Here is a 20,013-nt window from a genome sequence, read left to right on the forward strand (position 1 = left end):
AATGTGCGTTTACATTTATGGAATAATCCAGAAGAGTGTATAAAGATAATTAGAGAAAGCAAATTAAGACACTAGAAAGATTAACATATAATATAGAAGAGTTAAGATCAATTCTTCGTTTTGCAAATGCAGCAGGTGCAATTGTAGCGTCTAGAGAATGAGCTTTGTTATCGATGCCAACAGTAGATGAAGTAAAGGAGTTTATAATTAGACAGAAAAATTATATTAAATAAAAAATAGATATATCTTTAAAAGACTGATATTTTAAGATAGTTAAAAAACTTTTAATAGTATTATTTACAAAATGATCCTCTTTGCTTCCAGATTTGCAAAGAGTTTTTTTATTATATAAGTTCCTATTTTATTTATCATTGTTAAATACTTGTCCTTAAAAGACCCATAGAGATTAATGGGATTTATCAAAAGATTTCTACATCTTATTTGTTAATTTATTCACTTGTTTTAGGAGAAAGCTGAATAAAATACTTAGAAGGTTAATGTGATAAAGTTCAGAGTTATCATAATGGATTATATTGATTAAAAATTATATTTAGACAGGAAAAGATAAGCAATATAGGACTAAAATACTATTTTGAAGATAAATATAAAATTGAATCATAAAATGCAATTTTTGAAATATATAGTATTAATGTGAAGGTAAATAAGTTTAATATGAAATCGATTTTTAAACGATATACTATCTATGGTTTAAACCTCCTAGTAAATGCAACTATTTTATATGAAGGGGGTTGATTCCAATGTACATTAATGAATGACTTAAAGAGTGTATTAAATATTAAAAGGAAGGAGTTTGAATCAAAGGCATGAGTAGAAATAAAAAGATAGTTTCAATATTATTATTTATTCTTATGCTAATTTCAATTACTAGTTATGGCTTTGCATTTACTGAAAAAGACAAGGTTGAAAAACCAAAAGTAAAATTACAGCAAAAGGAGATTGTTAGAATTTATGATTCTAACCAAGATAAACTATTCGAGAATTTATCTAAAAGAATGGATAAAGCTACAGACAGCGAAGAAATTCCAGTTATAGTTGTATTCAAAGAAAAATTAAATTTTGAGAAAAAAAATAATGTAAAGAAACTAATAGGTAATTATATAACAAAACATGAATATAAAAATATACCTGCAATAGCTATGAAATTGAAAAAAGGTCAAATTAATAAATTATCTAAGTTAGATATAGTTGACCATATTGAATATGATGAACCTGTTAAAGCTTCTATGGATACAGCAAATTATTGGTTTGGTGCAGAGAAAGCGAGAAATGATTTTTATGTAAATGGAGATAGAGATGGAAATATAAATAACTATACTAAGAATGATGTCGTTGTAGCAGTGATTGATACTGGTATAGATGGAAATCATGTTGATTTAGATGGCGGAAAGATAATAGGATGGAAAGATTTTGTAAATAACCAGCCATCACCTTATGATGACAATGGTCATGGTACTCATGTAGCTGGAATAATTGCTGGTGAAGGAGATGGAAATCCTAACTATACAGGTGTTGCAAAAGGGGCTGCTTTAGTAGGACTTAAGGTTTTAGATAGCCAAGGTAGCGGTTCGATGAGCGATGTAACAGCAGCTATAGATTGGTGTGTTACAAATAAAGATGTTTATGGTATAGATGTAATCAATTTAAGTTTGGGAACAAGTGGAAGTTCTGATGGTACAGATTCAACTTCATTAGCCGTAAATAATGCAGTCAATAATGGTATTGTTGTAGTAGTAGCAGCAGGAAATGATGGTCCTAATAAGTATACAATAGGGTCACCAGGTGCAGCTGAAAAAGCTATTACAGTAGCAGCTATGGCAGATGTTGGAGAAAATGGATTTAATCTAGCAGATTTTTCAAGTAGAGGACCTACAGCTGATGACAGGATAAAACCAGATATTGCAGCACCTGGATATAATATAACAGCTCCAAAAGCAAATTCAACAAATAGTTATATAACATATAGTGGAACAAGCATGGCAACTCCTTTTACAGCAGGAATAGTAGCTTTGATGCTAGATGCAAATCCTAATTTAACACCTACTCAAATTAAAGATATCTTAGCTTCTACAGCTCATGATTGGGGTCCATATGGAAAAGATATAGAATATGGTAACGGTAGACTTGATGGATATGAAGCTATAAAACAAGCAGGTGGTTATAGTGGAAATAACATACCATTACCAGATTACATGTATGGAACAGAAAGCTTATCAGGATCTGGAGCATCTGATATTTGGGAGTTTACAGTAGATAATACAAACTATCCTATAGCTATAACTTTGATTATGCCTGATTGGACATATTATTGGTTATGGGGAGGAACACCTGATTTTGACGTTTACTTATATGATCCTAATGGAAATACTGTAGCTTCTTCAACTGGAGTAAAAAGACAAGAGAATATTAACTTTATACCTTCAACTACAGGTACGTATAAAATAAAAGTGTATTCATATTCAGGTAGTGGAAGTTATTTCTTTGATTTAAGTGCAGGTGGATATAACCTAGTATTAAAACAAGATCAGTAAAATTAAATTAACTTGTGTTATAAAAACCCTCTGATTTAAAAATCAGAGGGTTTTTGATTAAAAATGAAAAAAAGATTGCTTTTTGCACATACTAAGTGTATACTAGTTAAGTTAACTAAATATGGAGTGAGGTAAAGTATGATAAAAATAGGATTTAAAGATTTAATGGTATCAAAGGAAATATTAAGGGCAGTTGAAGATATGGGTTTTGAAGAGCCATCTCCAATTCAAGCAAAAGCTATTCCTCTATTAATGGAAGGAAAAGATGTGATTGGGCAGGCTCAGACTGGTACTGGTAAAACAGCAGCATTTGGAATTCCTGTTTTAGAAAAGATAAATCCAGAAAACAAGAAATTACAAGCTTTAATTTTATGCCCAACAAGAGAGTTAGCTATACAAGTTTCAGAAGAATTAAGAAGACTTTCAAAGTATAAGAATAATATTAAAATATTACCTATTTATGGTGGTCAGCCTATAGAACGACAAATAAAGGCTTTAAAAAAGGGCATACATATTGTAGTTGGTACTCCTGGTCGTGTTATGGATCATATGCGTCGCCGTACTTTGAAAATGGATAATATCAAGATTGTAATACTAGATGAAGCAGATGAAATGTTAGATATGGGATTTAGAGATGATATAGAGACAATACTAAAAGAAGTACCTAAAGAAAGGCAAACAGTAATGTTTTCGGCTACGATGCCAAAACCTATTCTGGAGCTAACAAAAAAATATCAAAAGAATCCACAATTAGTTAAAGTGGTGCATAAACAGCTTACAGTTCCAAATATTGAACAAATATATTTTGAAGTGAAAGAGAAAACAAAATTAGAAGTTTTATCCCGCTTAATTGATATGTATAACCCTAAACTTTCTTTGGTTTTCTGTAATACGAAAAAGCGAGTAGATGAACTAGTTTCACAGCTTCAAGGAAGAGGTTATTTTGCAGATGGTCTTCATGGGGATATGAAGCAATCACAAAGAGATAGAGTAATGTCTAAATTTAGAAATGGTACAATAGAGATTTTGGTGGCAACTGATGTAGCAGCTAGAGGTATTGATGTTGATGATGTTGAAGCTGTATTCAACTATGACTTGCCAAGAGATGAAGAATATTATGTACACAGAATAGGAAGGACTGGACGTGCTGGAAGAACAGGTCGCGCTTTTAACTTTGTAGTAGGCAAAGAAATTTACAAACTAAAGGAAATACAGAAATATACAAAAACTAAGATTATGCGCCATGATATTCCTACTATTAATGATGTAGAAGAAATTAGAACTAATTTGTTCTTAGAAAAAGTAAAAGCTGTTTTAGAAGAAGGACATATGACTAGATATATTAAATATATTGAAAGATTACTAGACGAAGATTATACTTCTATAGATATAGCAGCAGCTTTACTTAAAATGGCTATGGGAGAACAAAGTAAAGAAGAAATTGAATTGGACAATGAGTTTGAGAATACAGGTGCTGAGCCAGGAATGGTAAGATTATTTATAAATGTGGGTAGAAAGCATAAAGTGAAAGCTAAGGATATTGTAGGTGCAATTGCTGGTGAAACAGGACTTTCAGGTAAACTGATAGGAATAATCGATGTTTTCGACAGATACACTTTTGTGGAAGTACCAAAGGAATATGCAAAAGAAGTGTTAATGATTATGAAAAATAATAAAATAAAGGGAAATAAGATAAATATTGAACCTGCTAATTCAAGATAGATAAACACTACAAAAAGAGCCTGTAAAGGCTCTTTTTGTAGTGGAAAATTTATATGAAATATAGTTTATACATTAGCATCTGTAATTGTAGCAATTGCATAAAATAACTACTAATAGTAGGAAGAAGAATAACAATTCTGTACCTTGACCATCCATTATTTGTGCAAATAAGCTTTTGCCTTCAGCCATTTGAACGACCTCCTTAACTAAAAATATTATGTTGTAAATACTTCCTAATATAAAATATGTTAATTAAATATTTTTGTGAATAAAATAATTTTGGACATGACATATTTTTTGTGTTATTATAGCAGTATATTTTAACGCAAAGGAGAGTTTATTAATGGAGGAAAATAAAGTTTTAGCAACTGTAAATGGCAAACAGATAACAGAAAAGGATGTAGATTTACTTCTTAGAAATTTAGGACCTCAAAGAGCAATGCAATTTTACTCAGAAGAAGGAAGAAAAAGACTATTAGATGAACTTATTAATCAAGAACTTATTTATTTAGATGCTTTGGAAAATGGACTAGATAATAATGAAGATTTTCTATCAGAATTAGAATATATGAAACAGAACTTATTAAAACAGTTTGCAGTTAGAAAATTATTAGAGAATATATCTATTAATGAAGAAGAGCTTATTTCTTTCTATAACGATAATAAGGAGAATTTTAAAAAGTTAGCATCAGTTAGGGCTAGACATATACTTGTAGATACAGAAAGAGAAGCTAATGAAATAATAGAAGAAATAAAAAATGGTTTAGATTTTGAAGAGGCAGCTAAAAAATATTCTAAGTGCCCTTCAAAGGCAAATGGAGGGGATTTAGGATATTTTACAAGAGGTAAAATGGTTAAAGAATTTGAAAATGCTTCATTTGAACTAGAAAAAGGGCAAATGAGTGAGCCAGTAAAGACTAGTTTTGGTTATCATATAATTGAAGTATTAGATAAAAAAGAAGAAGAAATTAGTCCTTTTGAAGAAGTAAAAGAGCAAATCAAAAATCAGTTAATTGCAGCTAAACAAAATGAAGTTTATTTCAAAAAAATTGAAGAGTTAAGAAATATATATGAAGTAAAAGTAAATCTTTAAAAAATATCTCTAGCTTTATGCTAGAGATATTTTTTTAGTAAGAAGAATAGTGGGTAATAAATATTATATAAAAGCTATTCATTGTATTTTTTAGTCGATTATTGTAAAATAGAATTAAGTATATTGTAATTAGAGGATGGTTTGAATGAATAAAGTTATAAATTTTGTTAATAGAGGAGATATAAAGTTATTTTATATTATAAATGATAAAATAAAGTGCAATTTTCTTGATAAGATTATACCTTTAGTAACTAATTTAGGAGGCGCTATATCAACTATATTAACTTGCTTTATTTTAATATATTTTGGAAATGATGAAGTGAAAATAGTTGGTTACAAATCAATAGCTGCTCTTAGTACGAGTCATATTTTAGTGCATTTTTTGAAGAAAATATTTACTAGAGAAAGACCTTTTATTAAGCTAGAGAAGATTAATACCTTTAAAAATAAACTTTTTGATTATTCATTTCCTTCTGGGCATACAACAGCAATATTTTCGATATGTGTGACTTTAGCATTGAATTTTTCAGTTTTCACAATGTTTTTTATAGCTATAGCATTTGTTGTAGGTTTATCTAGAGTTTATATAGGAGTACATTATCCATCAGATGTTTTGGTTGGAATGGTTATAGGTACAGTTTTTGCGATAACTAATAATGTATTTTTAGATATGTTTATCTTTTCTTAATTGTGTTGAAAAGTTAAATTTTAGCTAAAAGGGAGTAGCTGCGAAATATTCGCAAATAGAATCAACATGCTGGTATTATACCTGGTTCTATTTACTTTAGAATTATTCTAAAGGAGCGAGACTTTTAGCTTAGTAAAATTTCCTTTTGGGAGTTATACTAAGCTAATAGTTTCGCTTTTTTCTTGGATAAAAAATATCAAATGTACAATTAATAAATATATGAGGAGGTAATGAACATGATAACAGAATTTATAAGGGCTTTGTTTTTAATTTTTATGGCTGAGATGGGTGATAAAACACAGATCTTAGCAATGTCATTTGCTACACAATTTAGTGTTGAAAGTGTGTTATTGGGCGTGTTCATAGGCTCATTTTTAAACCATGGTTTAGCAGTAATATTAGGTACATATTTATCGAATATAATACCAGTAAATTTTATTCAAGTTTTAGCAGGGTTTTTATTTATAGGATTTGCATTATGGACTTTATATGATGAAGATGAAGAAGACGAAAGTAGTAAAAAGAGCAGGTTTGGTCCTGTTTTAACTGTGGCTTTAGCATTTTTTATTGGCGAATTAGGAGACAAGACACAGCTTACAGCCATAACTCTATCAATAGATGCAAGATATCCACTTTTTATATTGCTAGGAACAGTAACTGGTATGGTTTTAACTAGTGTATTAGGAATTTATGTTGGTAGCAAATTAGGAGATAAAATTCCAGAATTTACATTAAGAATAGTTTCGGCAGCTATTTTCATGTTCTTTGGAGTATCAAAGTTATATTCAACATTACCTAAAAATTTCATAACTCTATCTAATGTTTTGATATTTCTATTACTAATAACAACTAGTACATATATGATTTTGAAAAAATCTTTGAGAAAAAGAAAAAATTGAGGGATGTTTTGTCCCTCAATAATCTAAATTTTTTTAAGTCAAATTTTTTTATCTTTTATTTAAAATACATCCGAAACCACGGAAACAGAAGAAGAAAATGAAGAATATGAAGAAGAAGCCTCCTCCACCAAAGAAGAATTGACTTTTAGGCTTGGAGCTTTCTACTACAGAAATATTAGTATTTTCCATATATAAACCTCCTCATATTGGATATTTACTATCCTTTTCAATATATAATATGAGGAAATTCTGATTACGTTACTATTTCCATTCCAATAATTAGTAAACATCTCTCATATAATAAATGATATAATATGCTTAATATATTAGCGTGAAATTTATTTCTTTGATTGGAGGGGGATGCATGAATAAATTGCAATTTATTATAAAAAAGGTTTTATTTTTAGTTTTGATATTACATATAGTATTTAGTTCGTATATATCTTTTGCTGATTCAGAGCTTAATGTCGATATTAATATTGGCTTTAATAGATATATTAAGGTGGAAAAAACGGTTCCAATTAATATAACTATAAAAAACAATTATAAAGATATAGATGGTAAGATACAGGTTTTAATTGATGAAATACAAGGGCCTAAAAAGCTATATAGAGCTTATACAAAAGAGATTAAAATATTAAAAGGGCAAACTAAAACTGTTACAATAGGTGTATTATTTGATTATAACAGTTCAGATGTATTGGTTAGAATTGTAGATAATAATGAAAATATTATTTGGCAAGATAGAGTATATACAGCAGTTATAAAGCATTACTCTTTAACTATGGGAGTCTTAAGTGAAAATGTTAAAAGTCTAGAGTATTTGAATTTCGCTTATATTGAACAAAATGAAACAAACAAATCATTTTTTGATGTTGTGAATATGAATGGATATGTTCCAGAGGAGGATTATTTATTAGAAACTTTCGATGTAATAGTAATAAATAATTTTGATATAGCAAAGATGGATTCTAAACAAATATTTACGATAGATAAATGGGTAAAAAAAGGCGGGATATTATTAGTCGGAATTGGAGAAAACTTTGATAAAACTCTTAAGAGTCTTAAAAAATTAGGCTTAGTTAATATGGAAAATATAAGCGATAAAAAAAGCAATACTAAGAAAATTTATTTAGATAAAAACATAGTAGAAAATAAAGAAAAACTTTTTGTATTTAATAAAGAGTATGGAAGAGGTCATATATATGTTATACCTTTTGATTTAGGTAAAAGTCCGTTTATTAATTGGAATCATAAAGTAGAGTTTATTAGCAAGACTTTAGGAGAACATTTTGGATTATTTGGCGAAAAAAAACTTATTGCAAGATCGCCGATGTTTTCCTTGTCTGGTAATATAGTTGAGCGTATTCCAAAAAATAGGGTACCTTCTATTAAAGCTGTTTTTATTTTACTATTATTTTTTATTTTATTAGTTGGACCGATAAATTACATTCTACTTGAAAAGTATGATAAAAGAGAGTTAGGCTTTATTACAATACCTGTGATAGTTTTAGTTTTCTTAGTGTTAATTTATTCAATAGGTGCAACTACGAGTTCTAAGCAACCTATAGTTAATAGCGTATCGATTATTGAGCTTATACCAAATACAAGATTGGCTGAAGTTAATACTTTAATGGGTATTATGAGTTTTAAAAATGAAGATGTAAAGGTTAGTTTAGATGAAGATGTGGATTATAGCTCTTTAAGAAATTTTTTTAGATATAATGCTGCTAATTATAAAAATGAAGAAATATTTGTTGAAAACTATATAGATAATCCAAAACATGTTACCTTTTATAATAGAGGTATATGGGATGTAGAGATTTTCAATTTAAGAAAGGATATAAATTCAGATAAACTCATAAAAATTGATATAAATATGATTGAAAAACAGATAAAAGGAGAAGTTAGCAACCTATCTTCAAATGTTTTAGAGGATGCAGTTTTAGTTTATGGTACAAATAAATTTATTAAATTAGGCGATATAAAAGGTGGCCAAACTAAAACAGTTGCTATTGATTTGAATAGCTTTAGTACTATTTATAAAAATGATATAGGCTATTATAAATTACTAGATTCACTATTCCCTGTTGAAACAGGAGTAGAAGACGAAGATATATTAAACAATTATGTGAAAAGAAGTATTTTGCAAGAATATTTTGAAAGAAAATATAATATTTCTGAAGAAAATAAATTGCTTTTAATTGCATGGAGTAGAGATAATATCTATAAGAATTTAAGTGTTAATGAGAAAAATACAGATATAATAAGTAGAAACTTGATAGTTGCTCAAATAAAAGTAAAGCTTCCCGATTTCTCATCAGAGGAGGGAAATAAATAATGTTAAGAATAGAGAATTTAACTAAAAAGTTTGGGAAAATTAAAGCTGTTGATAGTATTTCTTTAGAGATAAAGCAGGGAGATATATTTGGATTTGTTGGACCTAACGGTGCTGGAAAAACTACTATTTTGAAAATGATAGCTACTTTACTAAAACCTACTTCAGGAGACATTCATATTGATGGAACAAGTATATATGAGAATGTAAGAGAAACAAGAAGTAAAATTGGATATATGCCAGATTTTTTTGGAGTGTATGATAATTTAAAAGTTGTAGAATATCTTGAATTTTATAGTGATGTAGCTGGAATACAAAAATCAGAAATTAACAAAAGAATAGATGAAATGCTAGAACTTGTGGATTTAACTGATAAGAAAGATGAATATGTTGATAATTTATCTAGGGGTATGAAACAGAGATTATGTCTAGCAAGAAGTCTTATTCATAATCCTAAGCTTTTGATATTAGATGAGCCAGCTTCAGGGTTAGATCCTAGGGCTAGAGTTCATATGAAAGAAATTTTAAAAGAATTGAAGAATAGAGGAAAGACAATAATAATTAGTTCACATATACTACCTGAATTATCAGAGTTATGTACAAGTCTTTGTATTATGGAACAGGGGAAAATAGTTATTAGTGGTACTTTTGATGAAATAATGAATATGGTAGAGGGAAGAAAAACTATTAAGATAAAGGTTTTAGAAGCTGTAGATAAAGCAATTACTTTTTTAAGAGAAGAAACTTTAGTTTCTTCAGTAAAAAATTTAGGAAATGAAATAGAAGTTACTTTTAACGGTAATGAAAAAGATATGGCTGAAATTTTGAAAAAACTTATTACTAGACATATACCTGTTATCTCATTTAAGCAGGAAGAATTGAATCTAGAAGAAGTGTTTATGAAGGTGACAAAAGGGGGAGAACTATGATTAATCCTGTTTTGAAAAAAGAAATTAAAACTAAAATGCGAACTTGGAAGACACCAGCTTTGATAACACTATATTTAGTGATTTTAAGTTTTTTTATGTATTTTGCTTTTATCGAAGCTGTTAATGGAAATATATATAGAGGTTTTAGACCTCAACTTTTAAAAGAAATTTATATAATTATTACAATAATACAATTAATTTTAATAACTTTTATAGTGCCTGCTACAACAGCAAGTAGTATATCAGGAGAAAAACAGAGAAAGACATTTGATATTTTATTATGTACCAGATTATCAAGTTTGTCTATTGTTATAGGTAAGTTGGCTGCTTCATTAGTTCAATTATTTTTGTTATTGTTAGTCTCACTTCCTGTGTTAAGTATATTATTTTTATTTGGTGGAATTTCCCCGGGAAATATTTTAGCTCTTTTTGGATTTTTTGTCGTTACAGCTATTTTATTCGGAAGTATAGGTTTGTTTACTTCTGCATATTTTAGAAAAGTAGCGACATCTACTATAGTAAGCTACTTAATTACTTTATTCTTAGTATTAGGGACTATAATTTTGACAGTATTTTTTTACGAGATATTTGATATAGGTTATAATTCTGAAACTATTTTCAATATATTGTTATATGCGAACCCATTTTCAGGACTAAGTTCAATATTGTCTTATCAATTAGGAAATAAAATGCTTATGATAGGAAGTCTATTAGGTAATTCTACTAAGTCGGTTTTAATGCCATTATATATTAACATAGTTTTTGATATTGTAATTTCTGTTTTGTTGATTATACTTACTTCATTAAAGATAAATCCATTGAGCAGGATTAATAAATAACTTGTCGAATAGAAAAAATGTAATTGTTATGGAACAAAATTTTTGATTAAAAAAATATTATAAGGAAGATTTTATTGAAATCCACTACAGAAATTATATTCAAAAGTACCAATAATTTAATAAGAGATATAATTTCTTATGGATTATAAAAGGGGGATGCGATTGGTGTATAGTTATGATTATTTAAAGAAACTATGTGAAATTCCACATCGTGGTAGTTGCTCTGATAATGAGAGTAAAGCTGGAGAGTATATTTATGAAGAAATGAGAAAACTTGGGCTTAAAAATGTTATTTTACAAAGATTTAAGTCACCAAAGGATTGTATGTATACATTTCCTATACAGTTTGGAGCTCTTATAGTTTTAGCAGGGATAATGTTATTATTACAAGTTAATCCACTGTATTTATCTATATTTTTAATCCTTCCTATACTTATGATTTATTTAGAAGTTACAGGTTCATTAAGAGAAATTAATTTCTTTCCTAAATATGATTCTCAGAATATAATTGTTTTTGATGAGTTCAAGAAAGGAAATCCGACTATAGTTATATCAGGTCATTATGATACACAGAAAGGAAGTTTATTGTTTGCTCCTAATTTTCAAATATATACAGACGTATTTCAATTTTTCATATTTAAGTTTTGCACTTATAATAGTTTCTGTTATTGTCAGTAATTTCATAGTAAGTCCAACTATTTATGTTTTAGATACAATAGGGATTGTTCTATCTTCACTATCTATCATTTTTCTCATATATTCAAATGTGACTGGTAGATATATAAATGGAGCGAATGATAACGGAACTGGAACAGTTTTAACTATGGCTTTAGCCAAGCATTTTAAAAATGGAGAGTTTAATGATTATAAAAATGTTAATTTTATATTCTTATTGACTGGTTGTGAAGAAGTTGGTTCAAAGGGTATGAAAGCTTTCTTAAGAGAATATAAAGACAAATTAGATAAAGATAATACATATTTTATTGTTATAGACAATATAGGTAGTGGGAAAATTACTTATCTAGAAGGGGAAGGGATGATAGTATTTAAGGAGTATAATAAGCAGTTAAAATATATAGCGAATGAATTAAAAGATTTATATGATATACAAAAATTTAAAAATCTGTTATTGCCTACTGATTCTCTTCCTGTACTGAATCAAGGATTTAATACTATTAGTTTCTTAGGCAAAGATGAGTATGGTAATATGGAAAATTATCATTGGCATACAGATACTATTGATAAAATTGAAAAAGAACATATGGATTATTGTGAAAAGTTTTTTATTGACTATATCAATTTAATACTTAAAAAAATCACAGGGTAAGATTATTGCTATCTTACCCTGTTTATATTATGTATAATCCTACTTATAAGCTTCCAATAATTCCTTTACTTCAGTATATGATGGATATCTTCCTTCTAACTTTATTTCACCATTTATCATTATAGCAGGTAATTGAGTAACTCCTAACATGACTATTTGAGTTAAATTACTGATAATTTCTATCTTACAGTCAATATTTAATTCTTTTAATACCGCATCAACGATGGGCGCAAGTTTACTCATGCTTGTGCTTCAGCATAAGGATTCTAATATCTTTATTTCCATAAAATACCCCCTTTGATTATTATAAAAGGACAAGATTATTCTTGTCCTCTAGTGCTAAATATGCTACATATTCTTAAGTACTTCAACTACTTCATCAACAGTAGGAATTTTACCTTCAATTTTAATTTCGCCATTTATCATTAAAGCAGGTGGGTTAGTAACACCAGCTTTAGCTATTTCAGGCAAGTCGCTTATTAAATCAAAATCATAATCAAGATTTAGCTTATCTAATGCCGCATCAACGATGGGCCCTAATTTACTGCCACCTCAACAAACCATTTCAAATATCTTAATATCCATTTTCATACCTCCTATAAATTTTTTTGTATAAAGTCTTTAATTTCATTTTTAGATGGTACTCTACCAGATACTATGACTTTTTCATTTATTACAAGTCCTGGAGTTTTCATAATTCCATAGCTTAAGATATCTTTAAATTCAGTAATCTTTTTTATTTCAGCTTCTATACCTAATTCATTTACTACTTCATTAGTTAAATTATATAGCTTTTCACAATTTTTGCAGCCAGCACCTAATATTTTTATAATCATATTGTCACCTCCATTTTTCGATATTCGTCATTCGTCGTTCGGTATTCGAAAAGCGAATAGCGAGCAACGAGTAGCCAGTAGCTAGTACCTATAGTATTATATTAAACAAATAACCTACTAATATTATAGAAACTCCTGTAATCGCAACAAAAATAGCAATTAATTTAGTTTTTATAACTTTCTTTAATAGTATCATTTCTGGTAAAGATAGTGCAACTACAGACATCATAAAGGATAGAGCTGTACCTACTCCAACTCCTTTATTTATAAGTGCTTCAACAATAGGTATAGTACCAACAGCGTTTGAATAAAGAGGTATTCCTAAAACTACAGCTACAAATACAGCAAATGGATTATTGGGTCCTGCATATCTAACCAAATAGTCAGAAGGCGCATAGCCATGTATAGCAGCTCCTATGCCAATACCTATTAATATAAAAATCCAAACTCTTTTAACAATATCTTTTACAGCATTTAATGAGAAAATTACGCGTGATTTAAAATTCATTTCTTCAATTTCAGATTCACCCATGTGAATTTGATAAACGTATTCTTCTACTAAATGCTCTAAATGTAATTTTTCAATAATTATACCAGCTATTACACCTATAATCATGCCTGCTATTGTATAAAGAGCAGCTATTTTAACGCCAAAAGAAATAAATAAAAATCCTAAAGCTATTTCATTAACAATAGGTGAAGTTACTAAGAAAGTAAAAGTAACACCTAGTGGAATACCCGATTCCACAAATCCGATAAAAATCGGAACTGTACTGCAGCTTCAGAATGGAGATAATACACCTAATACAGAAGCTATAATATGTGCCCAAACACCATTAAATTTTGATAAAACTTTCTTTACTTTTTCTGGTGGGAAAAAACTTCTAATAAAAGATATAACAAATATCATGAAGCTTAATAAAATTATAATTTTCAAGCTATCATATATGAAAAAATTTACTGCATCAGCAAAAGAATCACCAGCTCTTAAAGCTACACCTAATTTGCTTAGTAGCCAGTTAGTGAAATTTACCACATAAGGTGTAATAGTGTTTGCTATAAATTTTAGCAACTATATTCCTCCTTTCTTTAAATGTTCCTGTGTTTCATTAAGTTGTCTTATTAATATTGTTCTAACTTTATTTATAATATCAAAGACTTCTGTATCTTTGACTTTATACATTATTTTTGAACCATCTCTTCTACTTACTAAAATACCTTGATCTTTTAAAATTCTTAAATGTTGTGAAACATTCGATTGTTCTAAGTCTAAAGCTTCAAAAATTTTACATACGCATAATTCATCTTCTTTTAGAATATCAAGTATCTTTAGTCTTGTAGGATGAGAGAGTGCCTTTAAATAAGAGGCTGTAAGCTTAAATACAATCTCATTCATATTGTCACTACCTTTCTTAAAACTTTTAACAAATTATAATATTAGAAAATTCTAATATACTCAATTAAATTATATACTTTGATAAATTAAAATGCAATAGTTAATATATATAGTAGGAGAACAAAATCTTCGATTTAAATAAATTAAGGAAGATTTTGTTGAAATCCATAAACGGAAATTATATTTTAAATTATCCACAATTTAATATGGTATATAATTTCCTATGGATTATAAAATGACGATTCGTGGTTATTATAGATAAAAAAGTGAGGGTGAGACTATGGATATTACAATTGTAACAGCTGGTATAATAATAAAAGGAGAAGAAATACTTATAGCTCAAAGAAGGAATTTAGGTAAAGAGAAATTTAAGTGGGAGTTTCCAGGTGGTAAGTTGGAAAATGATGAAATACCCCAAGATGGACTTAAAAGGGAGATAAAGGAAGAATTAGATATAACTATTGAAGTTGATGATATTTTTGAGGTTGTTTATCATAAAGATGATGAGAAAAAAATTTTACTACTATGCTATTTAGCAAGATATATTAAAGGCACACCAAAAACATTAGAATGTAATGATTTCAGGTGGGTTAAGATAAAAGATTTAGAGAAATATGATTTTTCTGAAGCTGATAAAAAAGTTTTAGAAAAATTATTATTAAAGGGCTTACCTAATTAAAGGTAAGTTTTTTCATTGTATGCAGGAAAAGAGGTACCTTTTGACGAATATATGTTCTATTGTGGAGGTGTTAATTTGAAAATAAGATGCATACACACAGGTGATCTACATATAGGAATGGAATTTAAAAATGCTAGTTTTGATAAAGAATATGCACAGAAGCGAAGAATGGAAATATGGGAAACATTTAATAAAATAATAGATAGAGCGAAAGAAACAGAAACAGATATATTACTAATTGCTGGAGATTTGTTTGAAGAAGATTACTGCAGCCTAGGAGACATTAAGAGAATAAATTTAAGATTTAAGGATATTAAGAATACTAAAGTTGTAATTTCAGCAGGAAACCATGATATTCTAGGGAAAAGGTCATTATATAAATTGATTGAATGGTCAGATAATGTATATATCTTTGACACAGGAAAAATTGATAAAATTGAATTTAGAGATTTAAATACAGTAGTCTGGGGACTAAGTTGGGATAAAAAAGAGATAAGAGAAAACTTATTGAAAGATTTCAGTGTTGATAATAGAGAGTTAATAAATATTTTACTAATTCATGGCGATGTTTTAAATAAAACTTCCGAATACTTACCTTTGGATAAAGAATCTTTAATAAAGTCAGGATTTGATTATATAGCATTAGGACATATACACAAACCACAAATTATAGATAATGTGATTTATTATTGTGGCAGTCCAGAGCCTTTAGATTTTGGTGAAACCGGAGAACATGGAATAATTGAGGGATTTATTTCAAAAGAAAATGTAGATATGAAGTTTATTCCATTTAGTAAAAGAAGTTTTAAAATAAAAACTTTAGAGATTAAAGAGACTATGGGCTTGACTGAAATAATGAATAAGATAATAGATATAGATGATAAAGAGAGTAGAAAAAAGAATATGTATAGAGTAATATTAAAAGGTGTAAGAGATAGACATATTAATATCGATTTATATGAGATAAAGGAGAGCCTAAAGGATGAATTTTTTTATTTGGAAATGATAGATAAAACAAATCCAGATTATGATATTGATAGAATATACAAAGAAAATAAGGATAATATTATTGGTTATTTTATTGAAAGTATGAAAAGAGAAGGATTAGAAAATAAAGTAGTTAAAGAGGCACTATATGTAGGACTTGAAGCATTACTTGATGAGAAGGTGAAGATTTAATGATTATTCGTGAGCTTATACTAAATTCATTTGGAAAGTTTAAAAATAAAAGTATAACTTTTACTGAAGGTATAAATATAGTATTTGGTAAAAATGAATCAGGTAAAACAACTATCCATAAATTTATTGAAGGTATGTTTTTTGGTTTCTTTAAGCCATATACGAAGAGAAAAAATTATACAGAAGACTATAATAAGTACTTCCCTTGGGATGATAGTGAGTTTTATGGAATTTTGAAATATACATGTGATGGAGTGCTTTATCGAGTAGAAAGGAATTTTTTAAAAGGTAAAGAAGAAGTAAAAATTTTTGATGATGAAACAGGCGAGGACTTAACTCATCTATTTGAGTATGATAATGTAAAAAGGCTCCATATTCCTGCATCATTACATATTGGACTAAACAATGTTGTTTACAACAATACTATAAGCATTAAGCAAATGCAGAATAAAACAGACAAGTATTTAGCTAAAGAAATAAAGGATTCTCTTATAAACTTAGGTGGAAGTCTTGATGAAGATATTTCAGTCAAAAAAGTAATTGATAAATTAGATAAAAAAATAAATGATATAGGAACTAAAGCAAGAGTAAAAACATCGCCTTATGGTAAGCTTATGGAAGAATTAGATAGATTATATAAAGAAAGAAGAAAAGCAGAAAGTGTTCTAGAAGAAATAAGAGAGTATCAAATTCAGTTAAATTCTATTAAAGAAGAGATTGAAAAACTTATATCAAATAAAGAAGAGCTTGAAAATGATATTGAAAAAGTAAAAACATATAAAGCAAGAGAAAGATACAATGATGCAGTTAAGCTAATTGAACAAATAAATAGGCTAAATGAAGAAATAAAGAGATTAAAAGACTACAGTATAGTAAATCCTGATGATTTTACAGAAGCAGTTAAGCTAAAAAATAGTATAGAGGAAATAAATATTAGTCTAAATAAATTGGATAATAAAAAGAAAAAGCTAATAGAAGTTATCAATGATATAAGCGATAAAATTGATAAATTTAGTAATTTCGCATCTGTAAAAGACATAGATGAAATTGATAATGTTTTAAGTGATTTTTTCGTTTTACAAGGCAAGCGTGAAAAATTAATAGAGATTAATAATAAAATATTTGACGTCTCAAATATGAAAGAAGCAATAGAAGCTACTAATATCGATGAAATAGAAGAAGATTTGTATAGAGTTGAGGAATTAGAAGATGAAAAAAGCAGTATTAAATACAATAGTGAATATAGCAAACTTGGATTTCTTAGATTAAGATTAGAGGAAAAAGAAAAGCAATTAAATAAACTAAAAACATACAAAGTTTTTTCGATAATGGGTATTTTACTATCTTTACCTTTAGGTTTTTATATAAAATCGATATTTTTTATAGCGTTATTAATACCTTTAATGTTCCTTATATTTACGTTAATTAAACATAAAGAGCTAAACAGTTATTTAAATAGTGTTAAAGCTAATATAGTAGACATAGAAAAGAGAGAGCAAGAAAGAGAATACCGCATTAATATAATTGATAAGGAAATACAGGATATATTAAATAAATACAACTTAAGCAATAAAATTGATTTAAAGAAGTTAATATCAAATAGTACAAAGGAAGCAGTATCAATTAAGGACAAAGAAAATTTACTTAAAGAACTTAAGTCACAAAAGTTAATTTTAGAATCAGAAATTGATAAATTGAGGAGTACTATAGAAAGATACCTTTCTCAAATTGGTTTTGCTTATGAAATAAATCTTGATAATATCAAAAAGCTGAAAAAAGAGTTTCTAGATTATCTTGAATATAAGAAACATTCTCTTTTAGTAAATGAGGATATAAAGATAGTGAATAAGGAGATAAATGAATTAAAAAATAGAATTAAAGAATTTAGTTTACAGTTAAATGAAAAATTTGAAAAAAATAGAGTTAAAGATATAGAAGAATTTAAGGTTGCATTAGAAAAGAAAGCGGAATTTGAAAAAATTACACAGGAATTAGAAAGCAAAAAGAGTCTATTAAATAGCGTTTTAGGAGATAATAACTTGCAATATTTAAAGAAAAAGGCAGAACTAAATCTAGATTTTGATATTTCAAAAATAGAAAATAAGGATATTAAAAAGTTAGAGGAAAATGTAAAAGTAATCACACAACAAATAGCAGCTAAAAAGGAACAAGCTGCTAGATTAGAAGAAAAAATAAAAGGATTAACATTGTCAGTAAGACCAATGGTCGATATAGATGAAGAGATAGATAGAAAAACGAAGCTTAAAAAACATTATGAAGAAAAACTTGAAGCTTTAGAACTGGCTAGAAATACTATTGAAAGGATATCTAGGGAAATACATAAAGATTTTGCACCTAAATTAAATAAAAAAGTAGGAGAAATAATATCAAATGTAACTCAAGGCAGATATAGAGATGTTAAAGTAACTGAAGAACTTAATATAATGGTAGTTGATCCAATAAGTAAAAAGTTAGTCGATATTGAAAGCTTAAGTGGTGGAACTATAGATCAGTTATTTTTTGCTATAAGGTTTGGTATAATAGACATTATTAAAGGAGATAAAAGATTACCTTTAATATTGGATGATTGTTTTATACAATATGATAATGACAGGCTTAAAAATATTTTGAAATTTTTAGCTAATGAGAGTTTAAACAGACAGATTATATTATTTACTTGTCATACAAGAGAAAAGGATATTCTTGATGAATTAAAAGCTAACTATAATTATATTGATATTAATTAATGTTAAGCATTTAAAGCACAACTTTAACCTTTATAAAACTGAGAAATTCAACGTTTATAACTTAAAGTTAAAGTTTAATATTAACTAGTTGAGGTGAATATCGTGAGTATATATGGAATATCAGATTTGCATTTAGACTTTTCTGGCGAAAAACCAATGGACATTTTTGGAGATAATTGGCTAGATCATGAAGTGAAAATATTTGAAAACTGGAAGCAAATTGTTAATGAAGAGGATTTGGTATTAGTGCCTGGCGATGTTAGTTGGGCTATGAAGCTTGATGATGCATACATAGACTTATTAAAAATTGATCAATTACCTGGTATTAAAGTGATAACTAAGGGGAATCATGACTATTGGTGGAGTACAAAATCTAAATTGAAAGCACTAAAGTTTAATACAATTCATTTCTTACAAAATGATTATTTTTTATATAAAAGCATAGGAATCTGTGGAACTAGAGGATGGATTAGTAAAGATAATGATGAGTTTGGAGAAAAAGATGAAAAGATATTTAACAGGGAGTTAAATCGACTTAAGCTTTCATTAGAATCTATTAAAGAAGATGTAAAAGAGATTATTGTAATGCTTCACTATCCACCTTTTAATATTGATGGAAGTCCTAATGAATTTGTTGAAATAATGAATCAGTACAATGTATCTACTTGTGTGTATGGACATCTACATGGAGAAGGGCATAAGTTTGCTGTTGAAGGTGAGATAGGTGGTATAAAATTTCACTGTATTTCCTGTGATTTTATAGATTTTAGGCCAAAGAGATTATTGTAGCTT

Annotated in this window: 19 protein-coding genes and 1 pseudogene; 14 read left to right on the top strand and 6 right to left on the bottom strand. The window is 28.0% G+C overall.

Annotated elements, in window-relative coordinates; translation table 11 throughout:
• Positions 1 to 824 precede the first annotated feature (824 nt).
• The 5 genes from BFN48_RS05620 (at position 825) to BFN48_RS05640 (ending at position 6,951) form a co-directional block, all read left to right on the top strand.
• A complete protein-coding gene (locus tag BFN48_RS05620; protein ID WP_069649924.1) occupies positions 825 to 2,549 on the top strand; it encodes a S8 family serine peptidase in 1,725 nt (574 codons plus the stop codon).
• Positions 2,550 to 2,687: 138 nt separating this feature from the next.
• A complete protein-coding gene (locus BFN48_RS05625) occupies positions 2,688 to 4,271 on the top strand; it encodes a DEAD/DEAH box helicase (protein WP_069649925.1) in 1,584 nt (527 codons plus the stop codon).
• A 343-nt stretch (positions 4,272 to 4,614) separates the two neighbouring features.
• Complete coding sequence (locus BFN48_RS05630; RefSeq protein WP_069649926.1) at positions 4,615 to 5,364, top strand: peptidylprolyl isomerase; 750 nt, start codon at positions 4,615 to 4,617, stop codon at positions 5,362 to 5,364.
• A gap of 145 nt (positions 5,365 to 5,509) precedes the next feature.
• On the top strand, positions 5,510 to 6,052 hold the full coding sequence (locus BFN48_RS05635) for a phosphatase PAP2 family protein (RefSeq protein WP_069649927.1): 543 nt from the start codon (positions 5,510 to 5,512) through the stop codon (positions 6,050 to 6,052).
• Between the two features lie 236 nt (positions 6,053 to 6,288).
• Complete coding sequence (locus BFN48_RS05640; RefSeq protein WP_069649928.1) at positions 6,289 to 6,951, top strand: TMEM165/GDT1 family protein; 663 nt, start codon at positions 6,289 to 6,291, stop codon at positions 6,949 to 6,951.
• 48 nt (positions 6,952 to 6,999) lie between these two features.
• Here BFN48_RS05640 and BFN48_RS12415 read toward each other — a convergent pair whose 3' ends face one another.
• Positions 7,000 to 7,140 (bottom strand): hypothetical protein, encoded by a 141-nt coding sequence (locus BFN48_RS12415; protein ID WP_176718827.1) that lies wholly within the window; start codon positions 7,138 to 7,140, stop codon positions 7,000 to 7,002.
• Between the two features lie 175 nt (positions 7,141 to 7,315).
• Here BFN48_RS12415 and BFN48_RS05645 point away from each other — a divergent pair, with 175 nt between their 5' ends.
• The 5 genes from BFN48_RS05645 (at position 7,316) to BFN48_RS05660 (ending at position 12,384) form a co-directional block, all read left to right on the top strand.
• On the top strand, positions 7,316 to 9,292 hold the full coding sequence (locus BFN48_RS05645) for a hypothetical protein (protein ID WP_069649929.1): 1,977 nt from the start codon (positions 7,316 to 7,318) through the stop codon (positions 9,290 to 9,292).
• A complete protein-coding gene (locus tag BFN48_RS05650; protein WP_069649930.1) occupies positions 9,292 to 10,218 on the top strand; it encodes an ABC transporter ATP-binding protein in 927 nt (308 codons plus the stop codon). The genes BFN48_RS05645 and BFN48_RS05650 overlap by 1 nt, the downstream gene beginning before the upstream one ends.
• A complete protein-coding gene (locus BFN48_RS05655; protein WP_069649931.1) occupies positions 10,215 to 11,057 on the top strand; it encodes an ABC transporter permease in 843 nt (280 codons plus the stop codon). Before BFN48_RS05650 ends, BFN48_RS05655 begins: the two co-directional genes overlap by 4 nt.
• Before the next feature lie 162 nt (positions 11,058 to 11,219).
• Positions 11,220 to 11,735, top strand: coding sequence for a hypothetical protein (locus tag BFN48_RS12220; protein WP_141706125.1), 516 nt, complete (start codon positions 11,220 to 11,222; stop codon positions 11,733 to 11,735).
• Positions 11,736 to 11,823: 88 nt separating this feature from the next.
• Positions 11,824 to 12,384, top strand: coding sequence for a M28 family metallopeptidase (locus BFN48_RS05660; RefSeq protein WP_176718828.1), 561 nt, complete (start codon positions 11,824 to 11,826; stop codon positions 12,382 to 12,384).
• A gap of 39 nt (positions 12,385 to 12,423) precedes the next feature.
• On the opposite strand, the gene BFN48_RS05665 is transcribed toward BFN48_RS05660, so the two are convergent.
• The 5 genes and pseudogenes from BFN48_RS05665 to BFN48_RS05685 form a co-directional block, all read right to left on the bottom strand.
• Positions 12,424 to 12,627, bottom strand: coding sequence for a thioredoxin family protein (locus BFN48_RS05665; protein WP_069649932.1), 204 nt, complete (start codon positions 12,625 to 12,627; stop codon positions 12,424 to 12,426).
• A 105-nt stretch (positions 12,628 to 12,732) separates the two neighbouring features.
• Positions 12,733 to 12,915 (bottom strand): thioredoxin family protein, encoded by a 183-nt coding sequence (locus BFN48_RS05670; RefSeq protein ID WP_069649933.1) that lies wholly within the window; start codon positions 12,913 to 12,915, stop codon positions 12,733 to 12,735.
• A gap of 65 nt (positions 12,916 to 12,980) precedes the next feature.
• Positions 12,981 to 13,220 carry a thioredoxin family protein gene (locus tag BFN48_RS05675; protein ID WP_069649934.1) on the bottom strand — a complete coding sequence of 80 codons (240 nt, stop codon included), beginning with the start codon at positions 13,218 to 13,220 and terminating at the stop codon, positions 12,981 to 12,983.
• 88 nt (positions 13,221 to 13,308) lie between these two features.
• Positions 13,309 to 14,256 (bottom strand): annotated as a pseudogene (locus BFN48_RS05680) (permease).
• A gap of 36 nt (positions 14,257 to 14,292) precedes the next feature.
• The gene (locus BFN48_RS05685) at positions 14,293 to 14,616 is read right to left on the bottom strand and encodes an ArsR/SmtB family transcription factor (protein ID WP_069649935.1); all 324 of its coding nucleotides are present in this window, start codon (positions 14,614 to 14,616) and stop codon (positions 14,293 to 14,295) included.
• Between the two features lie 280 nt (positions 14,617 to 14,896).
• Between BFN48_RS05685 and BFN48_RS05690 the strand changes: the two genes are divergently transcribed.
• The 4 genes from BFN48_RS05690 (at position 14,897) to BFN48_RS05705 (ending at position 20,010) form a co-directional block, all read left to right on the top strand.
• The gene (locus tag BFN48_RS05690) at positions 14,897 to 15,295 is read left to right on the top strand and encodes a (deoxy)nucleoside triphosphate pyrophosphohydrolase (protein WP_069649936.1); all 399 of its coding nucleotides are present in this window, start codon (positions 14,897 to 14,899) and stop codon (positions 15,293 to 15,295) included.
• A 75-nt stretch (positions 15,296 to 15,370) separates the two neighbouring features.
• Positions 15,371 to 16,474 carry a metallophosphoesterase family protein gene (locus BFN48_RS05695; protein WP_069649937.1) on the top strand — a complete coding sequence of 368 codons (1,104 nt, stop codon included), beginning with the start codon at positions 15,371 to 15,373 and terminating at the stop codon, positions 16,472 to 16,474.
• Entirely contained in the window at positions 16,474 to 19,221 is a 2,748-nt protein-coding gene (locus BFN48_RS05700; RefSeq protein WP_069649938.1) for an AAA family ATPase, read from the top strand. Before BFN48_RS05695 ends, BFN48_RS05700 begins: the two co-directional genes overlap by 1 nt.
• Positions 19,222 to 19,323: 102 nt before the next feature.
• On the top strand, positions 19,324 to 20,010 hold the full coding sequence (locus BFN48_RS05705; RefSeq protein ID WP_083238821.1) for a metallophosphoesterase: 687 nt from the start codon (positions 19,324 to 19,326) through the stop codon (positions 20,008 to 20,010).
• Positions 20,011 to 20,013 lie beyond the last annotated feature (3 nt).

The organism is Caloranaerobacter ferrireducens, from assembly GCF_001730685.1.
Classification (GTDB): domain Bacteria; phylum Bacillota; class Clostridia; order Tissierellales; family Thermohalobacteraceae; genus Caloranaerobacter; species Caloranaerobacter ferrireducens.

Excerpts from the sequence above, each read along its gene's own strand:
- BFN48_RS05685 (WP_069649935.1), bottom strand. The coding sequence starts at position 14,616 with ATGAATGAGATTGTATTTAAGCTTACAGCCTCTTATTTAAAGGCACTC.
- BFN48_RS05675 (WP_069649934.1), bottom strand. The coding sequence starts at position 13,220 with ATGATTATAAAAATATTAGGTGCTGGCTGCAAAAATTGTGAAAAGCTA.
- BFN48_RS05620 (WP_069649924.1), top strand. The coding sequence starts at position 825 with ATGAGTAGAAATAAAAAGATAGTTTCAATATTATTATTTATTCTTATG.
- BFN48_RS05640 (WP_069649928.1), top strand. The coding sequence starts at position 6,289 with ATGATAACAGAATTTATAAGGGCTTTGTTTTTAATTTTTATGGCTGAG.
- BFN48_RS05700 (WP_069649938.1), top strand. The coding sequence starts at position 16,474 with ATGATTATTCGTGAGCTTATACTAAATTCATTTGGAAAGTTTAAAAAT.
- BFN48_RS05650 (WP_069649930.1), top strand. The coding sequence starts at position 9,292 with ATGTTAAGAATAGAGAATTTAACTAAAAAGTTTGGGAAAATTAAAGCT.
- BFN48_RS12415 (WP_176718827.1), bottom strand. The coding sequence starts at position 7,140 with ATGGAAAATACTAATATTTCTGTAGTAGAAAGCTCCAAGCCTAAAAGT.
- BFN48_RS05690 (WP_069649936.1), top strand. The coding sequence starts at position 14,897 with ATGGATATTACAATTGTAACAGCTGGTATAATAATAAAAGGAGAAGAA.
- BFN48_RS05665 (WP_069649932.1), bottom strand. The coding sequence starts at position 12,627 with ATGAGTAAACTTGCGCCCATCGTTGATGCGGTATTAAAAGAATTAAAT.
- BFN48_RS05655 (WP_069649931.1), top strand. The coding sequence starts at position 10,215 with ATGATTAATCCTGTTTTGAAAAAAGAAATTAAAACTAAAATGCGAACT.
- BFN48_RS05630 (WP_069649926.1), top strand. The coding sequence starts at position 4,615 with ATGGAGGAAAATAAAGTTTTAGCAACTGTAAATGGCAAACAGATAACA.
- BFN48_RS05625 (WP_069649925.1), top strand. The coding sequence starts at position 2,688 with ATGATAAAAATAGGATTTAAAGATTTAATGGTATCAAAGGAAATATTA.
- BFN48_RS05645 (WP_069649929.1), top strand. The coding sequence starts at position 7,316 with ATGAATAAATTGCAATTTATTATAAAAAAGGTTTTATTTTTAGTTTTG.
- BFN48_RS05635 (WP_069649927.1), top strand. The coding sequence starts at position 5,510 with ATGAATAAAGTTATAAATTTTGTTAATAGAGGAGATATAAAGTTATTT.